General features: G+C 62.3%; 6 protein-coding genes. 3 read left to right on the top strand and 3 right to left on the bottom strand.

Annotation, left to right across the window (positions count from 1 at the left end):
• Positions 1–169: 169 nt before the first annotated feature.
• On the bottom strand, positions 170–910 hold the full coding sequence (locus UB90_RS22305; RefSeq protein ID WP_005665681.1) for a YebC/PmpR family DNA-binding transcriptional regulator: 741 nt from the start codon (positions 908–910) through the stop codon (positions 170–172).
• A gap of 382 nt (positions 911–1,292) precedes the next feature.
• Here UB90_RS22305 and UB90_RS22300 point away from each other — a divergent pair, with 382 nt between their 5' ends.
• From UB90_RS22300 to UB90_RS22290, 3 genes are all read left to right on the top strand, one after another.
• Positions 1,293–3,068 carry an SLC13 family permease gene (locus UB90_RS22300; protein WP_065325757.1) on the top strand — a complete coding sequence of 592 codons (1,776 nt, stop codon included), beginning with the start codon at positions 1,293–1,295 and terminating at the stop codon, positions 3,066–3,068.
• A gap of 268 nt (positions 3,069–3,336) precedes the next feature.
• Positions 3,337–5,010 (top strand): FAD-binding dehydrogenase, encoded by a 1,674-nt coding sequence (locus UB90_RS22295; RefSeq protein WP_065325756.1) that lies wholly within the window; start codon positions 3,337–3,339, stop codon positions 5,008–5,010.
• A gap of 191 nt (positions 5,011–5,201) precedes the next feature.
• Complete coding sequence (locus tag UB90_RS22290; RefSeq protein ID WP_227512095.1) at positions 5,202–5,561, top strand: NADAR family protein; 360 nt, start codon at positions 5,202–5,204, stop codon at positions 5,559–5,561.
• A gap of 46 nt (positions 5,562–5,607) precedes the next feature.
• Here UB90_RS22290 and UB90_RS22285 read toward each other — a convergent pair whose 3' ends face one another.
• Together UB90_RS22285 and UB90_RS22280 are read right to left on the bottom strand one after the other, a co-directional pair.
• Positions 5,608–6,072, bottom strand: coding sequence for an META domain-containing protein (locus tag UB90_RS22285; protein WP_065325755.1), 465 nt, complete (start codon positions 6,070–6,072; stop codon positions 5,608–5,610).
• Positions 6,073–6,199: 127 nt separating this feature from the next.
• Positions 6,200–7,978 (bottom strand): SLC13 family permease, encoded by a 1,779-nt coding sequence (locus UB90_RS22280; protein ID WP_009177180.1) that lies wholly within the window; start codon positions 7,976–7,978, stop codon positions 6,200–6,202.
• Positions 7,979–8,340 lie beyond the last annotated feature (362 nt).

Below are 8,340 nucleotides of genomic sequence, written 5' to 3'. Positions count from 1 at the left end.
GATAACCAAAAACGGGGGGCCCCCGCCCCCTCGCAATGCGCGAGGCGCAGCGCAAAACCTCAAACAAGGCTGATCAGATCGCCTTCAGACCAGTAGGCCAGAGACAGAACGAAAACGGCCCCGACCAAAGCTGTCGGAGCCGTCGCATCCTACGCGTGATCCGGTCGGATCAGAGCTGCGCCATCACCTCGTCGGAGGCCTCGAAGTTGGTGGTGACGCGTTGCACGTCATCGTCATCTTCAAGCGCGTCGACCAGCTTCATCAGCTTCTGCATGCCTTCCAGATCCAGTTCGGTGGTGGTGGTCGGTTTCCAGATCAGCTTGGTGCTCTCGGATTCGCCCAACTCCCCCTCAAGCGCGTTGGACACCTCATTGAGGTCCGTGTCGGCGCAAAAGATCACGTGACCGTCCTCGGAGCTTTCGACATCCTCGGCACCGGCCTCGATCGCGGCCATCATAACGGTGTCGGCATCGCCCACCTCAGCCGGGTAGGTAACTTCGCCCTTGCGCTCGAACATGAACCCCACGGAGCCCGTCTCGCCAAGGTTGCCGCCGTTCTTGGAAAACGTCGAACGCACAGTGGAGGCGGTGCGGTTCTTGTTGTCGGTCATGGTTTCGACGATCACCGCAACACCGTTGGGGCCGTAGCCCTCATAGCGGATCTCGTCGTAGTTCTCGGCGTCACCGCCGGTGGCCTTTTTGATGGCGCGGTCGATCACGTCCTTGGGCACCGAGTTCGACTTGGCTTCCTTGACAGCAAGACGCAGGCGCGGGTTTTTCTCGGGGTCCGGGTCGCCCATCTTGGCGGCGACGGTGATTTCTTTGGAAAGTTTGGAGAAGAGCTTGGACCGCGCAGCATCCTGGCGACCTTTACGGTGCTGGATGTTTGCCCATTTGGAATGGCCTGCCATGGTGCATCCTGTGTTTTGATTTCAGAAACTGGCGCTCATATAGCCCCGGAGCGCACAGGCTTTCAAGGCAGGGCTTTGAGGGGAGGCCCTCAGACCGCATGAGGCTGACGCGCGATGCATTGCTCAGAAGGCAGGGTCTGTTGCGCCAAGCCTTGGTCTTTAGTGGATTTTCTGCTGATCTGGTCGGGCAGGCAGAGGAGCCATCGCGATGCAATACCCATCCGGCGATCACGCAGAGCCAAGGGGTTTTATCCCGCAAAGGATAGAAACCCAGAGGCTCAATCTGCGACTTGCGCGCGGTGGCGTTGACAGGCATGGGCCGATTGATGCGGATTTCATTTCAACGCCTTGTCAGCGCCACGCCAGCAGCTAGAGTGGCCGCATGACATTGGACCAGACCCTGCTTTTCAGCCTTTTCGCCGCCGTTTTTGGCCTCCTGCTCTGGGGCAGGTTTCGCTATGATCTGGTGGCGTTTGCCGCGCTGATGGTGGCGGTGGTGCTGGGGCTGGTGAAGACCGAAGACGCCTTTGCGGGCTTTGGTCATCCGGCCACATTGGTGGTGGCACTGGTGCTTGTGGTCTCAGCAGGGCTGGTAAAATCCGGAGCGGTGCATCTGATCACCCGCACGCTGGTCGACCAGAGCCGCGCGCTTGGGGCGCATATTGCCCTGATGGGCAGCGTTGGTGCGGTGCTCTCGGCGTTTATGAACAATGTGGCGGCGCTGGCGCTGTTGATGCCGGTGGATATTCAGACCGCGCGCAAAGCGGGACGTGCGCCGGGGCAAAGCCTGATGCCCTTGTCCTTTGCCACCATCCTTGGCGGGATGGCCACGCTGATCGGCACACCACCCAACATTATCATCGCCACGATCCGTCATGATACATTGGGCGAGCCGTTCAAGATGTTTGACTTTGCCCCCGTCGGCCTCGCGGCGGCGGCGGCGGGTCTGGCTTTTGTGGCGCTGGTGGGCTGGCGGCTGATCCCAGACCGCTCTGGCGCGGCAGGCGCCACCGAGAGCCAGCTTGCCCCCTATGTGGCGGAACTCACCGTGCCCGAAGAATCTGAGCTGATCGGCCAGCGGCTCGGCAGTCTGGATACCGAAGCCGAGAAGGCCGATGTGGCCATTCTTGGACTGATCCGGAGCGGCCAGCGCCGCTATGGTCGCGCCTCGGGCGCGCTGTTGCAGGCCGGCGATACCATTGTGCTGGAGGCCACGCCCGAGGCGCTGGATGAGTTCCGCACCACCCTGAAACTCGATTTCTCGGACGCGGCGCGCGAAGAAAAGCTCAAGGCCGCAGGCGATGGGCTGGAGTTGATCGAGGTGGTGGTGCCAGAACATTCCCGCATTGCTGGCCGCAGTGCCCAGGCCGTGGGGCTGGCGTGGCGGCAAAGCGCGGTTCTGTTGGGGATCGCCCGGCAGGGCGAGCGGCTGAAAAAGCACCTGCGCCAGACCGAAGTGGCAGCGGGTGACATTCTGCTGATCCTGTGCCCACGTGATCGCGGCGCTGAAGTGGCAGACTGGCTGGGCTGTCTGCCGCTCGCGGCGCGCGGCCTTTCGGTGACGGCAAATGACAAGACATGGTGGGCCATTGGTCTCTTTGCGGCGGCGGTTCTGGCGGCCTCGGTGGGGCTCGTGTATTTGCCAATTGCACTGGGGCTGGTGGCGATCGGCTATGTGTTGTTGAAAATCCTGCCGGTGGCAGAGATCTATGACCACGTGGAATGGCCGGTGGTGGTGCTCTTGGGATCGATGATCCCGCTGGGACAGGCGCTGGAGAAATCGGGCGGCACCGAATTCTTGGCAAATGGGCTGGTGGATCTGACGGCGGGGATGCCCGCATGGGCGATCCTGACGGTGCTGATGGTGGTGACGATGACGCTGTCGGATGTGCTCAACAATACGGCCACGGCAATTGTGGCGGCCCCGGTGGGGATTTCCATGGCCAATGCGCTGGATGTCTCGCCCGATCCCTTCCTGATGGCCGTGGCCGTGGCGGCCTCGGCGGCGTTTCTGACCCCCATCGGGCATAAGAACAATACGCTGGTACTGGGGCCGGGAGGATATCGGTTTGGCGACTATTGGCGCATGGGGCTGCCGCTGGAGATCCTCGTGATCGCCGTGTCGATCCCCGCAATCCTGTTTTTCTGGCCGCTCTGATCAAAACCACACGAGGGAGGGGGGGGCTCCCGCCCCTTTATGGATGCGGCAAAGCCACCTCCAAAAGCGTTGGGCCCCGCCCCCCGCGACGCACCAAGGTGCGGCGCAAAACCTCTGACCAACACTTCGCATAATCCGGCTTGTCCGTTTTCGCTCACTGCGCCCGGACTGCGTACCCTCACGGCAGCTCTACACGCAAGGATTGCGCGGCGCGGCCCCTTGCGCCTAGGCTCAGACCCAAGGGCATTGCCAATCGGGGAGGAACGCCATGGCCGCCGCGCATCGAGACAACAGCGCCGATGTCATCGTGATCGGAGCCGGGCTGGCGGGGCTGGTGGCCGCAAATGAGCTGGCAGATCGGGGCAAGCGGGTGATCCTTCTGGAGCAGGAGCCTGCCCATTTCCTCGGCGGTCAGGCGCATTGGAGCCTTGGCGGGCTATTCATGATCGACACGCCCGAGCAGCGCCGCATGGGCATTCGCGACAGCCTTGATCTGGCGCGGCGGGATTGGGCGGGCAGCGCACAGTTTGATCGCCCCGAGGACGACTACCCCCGGCAATGGGCCAAGGCCTATCTGGAGTTCGCCGCCAGCGACATGCGCCCGTGGCTGCACAGTCTCGGCCTGCGCTGGTTTCCTGTGGTGGGCTGGGCCGAGCGCGGCGATGGTCGCGCCGAGGGGCATGGCAACTCGGTGCCGCGTTTTCACATCACATGGGGCACCGGACCGGGCGTCGTGGCCCCCTTTGCCCGGCGCGTTGAGGCGCATATGACCGCAGGTCGCATTGATGCGCGCTTTCGCCATCAGGTCAGCCACATCATCCAGCAGGGCGGCCAGATCAAAGGCGTTTCGGGCGAGGTGCTGGCCGAAGACACCAGCCCCATCGGCGCACAAACCAACCGGCAGGAGGTGGGCGAGTTCGAGGTCTATGCCCCCTCGCTCATTGTGGCCTCGGGCGGCATCGGCGGCAATCTGGAGATGGTGCGCGCCAACTGGCCCACCGAACGCCTTGGCCCCGCGCCCAGCCGCATGGTCTCCGGCGTGCCTGCACATGTAGACGGGCGCATGCTGAAGGTAGCGCAATCCGCAGGCGGCCATATCATCAATGGTGATCGCATGTGGCACTACTGCGAGGGGCTGAGGAACTGGGACCCGATCTGGCCCAACCATGGCATTCGCGTCCTGCCCGGCCCCTCATCCCTGTGGTTTGATGCCCATGGCACCCGGCTCCCCGATCCGGCGCTGCCGGGATTTGACACGCTGGGCACGCTGAAGGCGATCCTGGCGAGCGGGCAGGATTACAGCTGGTTCATCCTGAGCCAGAAGATCATCCAGAAGGAATTCGCCCTCTCCGGCTCCGAGCAGAACCCGGACCTCACCTCTGGCAAATGGGCCGAGGTGCTGCGCGCGCGGCTGTTGTCCGGCGGCAAGGCCCCGGCCCCGGTGGAAGCCTTCAAGAAACACGGCGCCGATTTTGTGGTGGCGGAGACCCTCTCTAATCTGGTGCGGGGCATGAATGAGATCGGCGATGTGGTGCTGGATGAAGCGCATATCCGGGCACAGATCGAGGCGCGGGATGCGCAGGTCGACAATGGCTTTGCCAAGGACCGTCAAATTCAGGCGATCCATGCGGCGCGCAACTACCGGGGCGACCGGCTCATTCGCACGGCCAAGCCGCACCGACTGCTGGACCGCGCCAACGGGCCACTGATTGCGGTGCGGCTGAGTATCCTCACCCGCAAAACACTGGGCGGTTTGCACACCACGCTGGACAGCCAGATGATCGGCGCAGACGGCGCGCCACTGCCTGGCTTGTTTGCGGTGGGCGAAGCGGCGGGGTTTGGGGGCGGCGGCTATCACGGCTACAACGCGCTGGAGGGCACATTTCTGGGCGGCTGCCTGTTTTCCGGTCGGCAAGCCGGACGCTCGGATCAGATCGCCTGACCGATACTAGAAATGATTGCACGCCCGTTGAGCGCATCTTTGGCTGGCGCTATGCCCCTGTGATGAGATACTCAATTCCGATGTCCCTACACCCGGAACCCATCTATTTTTACGCCCAAACAGACCCTTACGCGGAGTTTTCAAACTTTGCGCCCTATGGTGTGGCGTTTGACGGCACATGATGGCGCACGGTGGAGCATTACTTTCAGGCGATGAAGTTTCATGACGCCGATCACCGCGAACGCATTCGCCGCAGCCATAAGCCAAAAGCGGCCAAATCCCTTGGCATGACACGCGCCATACCGCTGCGCGCGGATTGGGAAGAGGTCAAGGATGACATCATGCTTACCGCTGTCAGGTGCAAATTCCAGACCCACGCGGCCCCCCGGCAGCTCCTTCTGAGCACCGGGGAGGCACCTCTGATTGAAAATGCGCCGATGGATGCCTATTGGGGCTGTGGCCCGGATGGGCGCGGTTTCAATAAGCTGGGCCAGATCCTGATGACAGTGCGAAGCGAGCTGTCAGGCAACGCGAGCGTCGGCAACTCCTGACCGAAGCGCAGAGCGGGTCAGGAAGCACCCCTCCTGACCACATGTCTTAGCCGCTGGTCTCAATAAGGCTGTCTTTCTTGATTTCGCGGCTGTAGCGCAACAGCTCGCTGCCCTTGCTATCCACCAGGATCAAGGCCTTCGGCTCCATGCGGTAGCTGGTCACCTGTGCAAGGAGCGAGAGCACCTTTTCTTCCTGCTCTGCCAGTCCTTCGGGGCAGGCCATCATGGTGCCTGCAAGCTTGTCCGGGAAGCTGATCTCTCGGCCTTTGATCTCCACTTCGCCCATAAAGCGGTTGCATCCGGCGCTGGTGCCAAAACGGCCATCCTCAGTAAAGCTCAGATCGAGGCCGCGCCCTTCCAGCGGGGCCTCGCCTTCAATCTGGCTTAGCGTCCATTCGGTATTGGCAAGCGGTGGTTTCGCAGGCTCCGTGGCACGGGTCTGCGCCCCTATTCCAATGGCGGAGGCTGCCACCAGAACGGCGGCGATAAATGCTCTTCGGGTTGTCTTCATGGGTCCCATTCCCAATTTTGTCTGTCTCGTGAGATAAACGTGGGAAGCGGCGGGTTCCGTCGCAAGGGGAATTGCAAAACATGCAGGTGGGATGCGCGAAAAGGCGCGCATCCCAGCGTTTAGGCGCCTAGAGGGGCCACAACAGCGGAATGACCGCCGAGGCCAGCAATCCCATCGAGAGATTGAGCGGAATGCCCACCCGCAGGAAGTCCGAGAACTTGTAGCCGCCGGGGCCATAGACCAGCATATTGGTTTGATAGCCAATGGGCGTGGCAAAGGAGGCCGAGGCCGCAATCATCACCGCAATCACCAGCGGGCGCGGATCAAGTCCCATCGCCTGAGCGAGCCCCACCGCAATGGGCGTAACCACCACGGCCACCGCGTTGTTTGAGACGAGTTCGGTCAACACAGAGGTCAGCAGATAGACCGCCCAGACAAGGAAGAATGGCGGCAAATCCGCCAGCAGAGGCGAGATCCCACTGACGATGAGTTTGACCGCACCGGAGCTTTCAAGTGCGGCCCCGATGGCCAACATGGAGAAGATCAGCGCCAACAAACGCCCGTCGACAAAGGAAAATGCCTCGTCCGCGTCGATACAGCGGGTTGCCAGCACCAGCGCCACCGCAAGGATCGACAGCATCAGGATGGGCGCAAGGCCAAAGGCTGCGGCTATCACAATCCCGACCATCGCGGCCACCGCCACTGGCGCATGGCTGCGCCGATAGGCGCGCTGCGTGGGCTGGGAGACATCGGCCATGTCCATCTCGGCGGCGAGGCGCTGGATGTCGCCCGGCGCGCCCTCCAAAAGCAAGGTGTCGCCCACACGCACCACCAGATCGTCGAGCTGCACGCCGATGTTCTGATTGCGCCGGTGCACCGCCAGCACATAGACGCCGTAGCGGCGGCGCAGACGCATGGCGCCAAGGCTGCGGCCCACCATACGGCAGCCCGGCGTAATCAACACCTCGACCGTTTTGGTCTCCACCGCGGAGACCTGATCGACGCGCTTCAGTTCCTTGTTGCGTTGCAGGCTCAGAAGTTCGGTCATCTTGGTGCGCAGAACCACGCGGTCACCCACCTGAAGCTCCACCCCTTCGAGGTTGCGGCGCAGGGAGTCATCGCCCCGGATCACGTCGATCAACCGCACGCCGGGACGCTTAAAGAGCTGCACGCCGGTGACTTCGCGTCCGATCAGGTTGCTGTCGGGGGGGATTACGGCCTCGGTAAAGAACTTCATCTTGGAGCGATCCGAGAGCATCATCGCCATGCTGTCCCGTTCGGGCAGCAGGCGCGGCGCGATAAAGCGCAGATAGATCAGCCCCCAAGTGACCACTACAATGCCCAGGGGCGTGACCTCAAAGATCGAGAAGGGCTTCAGCCCCTGCGCGCGGGCCACCCCATCGACCAGCAGGTTGGTGGAGGTGCCGATCAAGGTGAGCGTGCCACCCAGAACCGCGGCATAAGACAGCGGAATCAACATCTTGGAGGGCGATACATTGAGCGTGCGCGCGATCTGGATAAAGACCGGGATCATCACCACCACTACAGGCGTGTTGGAGACAAAAGCCGAGGCGATCACCACAAAACCCATCAAAAGCGCGATTGCCATCTTTGGGCTGACCTCGGCCTTTTTGCGGGCCACTGAGGTGAAGGCATCCAATGCGCCCGTGCGCACCAAGGCCCCCATGATCAGGAACATCGCCGCGATGGTCCATGGTGCCGGGTTTGCCAGCACCGGCAGTGCTTCTGCGTAGGGCAGCACGCCGGTGATCAGCATGAGCGAGACGCCGCAAATGGCCACCACCTCGGTGGGGTAGGTTTCACGCAGGAAGGCCACGAACATCCCAAGGACGATCAGTAAGGCCAGAATGGCGCTTGTGGTGTCACCCGATTGAAAGAGAAACATACAGATCCACTATGTCAGGGTCGCACCCGCCACACTCCGGGGCGGGGCTTCAGCCAACGGGCAGTTTCACCGATCTGGCAGCGCGCAGCAAGCGATTGTCGCAGCAAAAATTCAGTGAATGCAGTCAGATCGGCGCGTGTGGCACATCTGACAGGCTTGCCCCCCATCGCGCAGTTTGCCCCGATGGGTTCCGGATGCGCCTTTTCAGTGGCCTCACAGTGAAAAATAAGCCCTGCCCGGTTAAGTCGGTCCAGTTAAGCCTGCCCGGTTAAACCTGCCCAGCGGCGGGGGTGCTCCCGCCCAAGACACGCTACTCTGGCTTGCGCCAGAGAAACGGTCTCGGTTGGGCCGGGCCGCGCACG

The organism is Tritonibacter mobilis, assembly GCF_001681715.1.
Lineage (GTDB): Bacteria > Pseudomonadota > Alphaproteobacteria > Rhodobacterales > Rhodobacteraceae > Epibacterium > Epibacterium mobile.
Note: the sequence above shows the minus strand (reverse complement) of the source record. Positions and strands in the feature narration are given on the sequence as shown.

Coding starts and splice junctions, on each gene's coding strand:
- UB90_RS22305 (WP_005665681.1), bottom strand. CDS start 910: ATGGCAGGCCATTCCAAATGGGCAAACATCCAGCACCGTAAAGGTCGC.
- UB90_RS22300 (WP_065325757.1), top strand. CDS start 1,293: ATGACATTGGACCAGACCCTGCTTTTCAGCCTTTTCGCCGCCGTTTTT.
- UB90_RS22295 (WP_065325756.1), top strand. CDS start 3,337: ATGGCCGCCGCGCATCGAGACAACAGCGCCGATGTCATCGTGATCGGA.
- UB90_RS22285 (WP_065325755.1), bottom strand. CDS start 6,072: ATGAAGACAACCCGAAGAGCATTTATCGCCGCCGTTCTGGTGGCAGCC.
- UB90_RS22280 (WP_009177180.1), bottom strand. CDS start 7,978: ATGTTTCTCTTTCAATCGGGTGACACCACAAGCGCCATTCTGGCCTTA.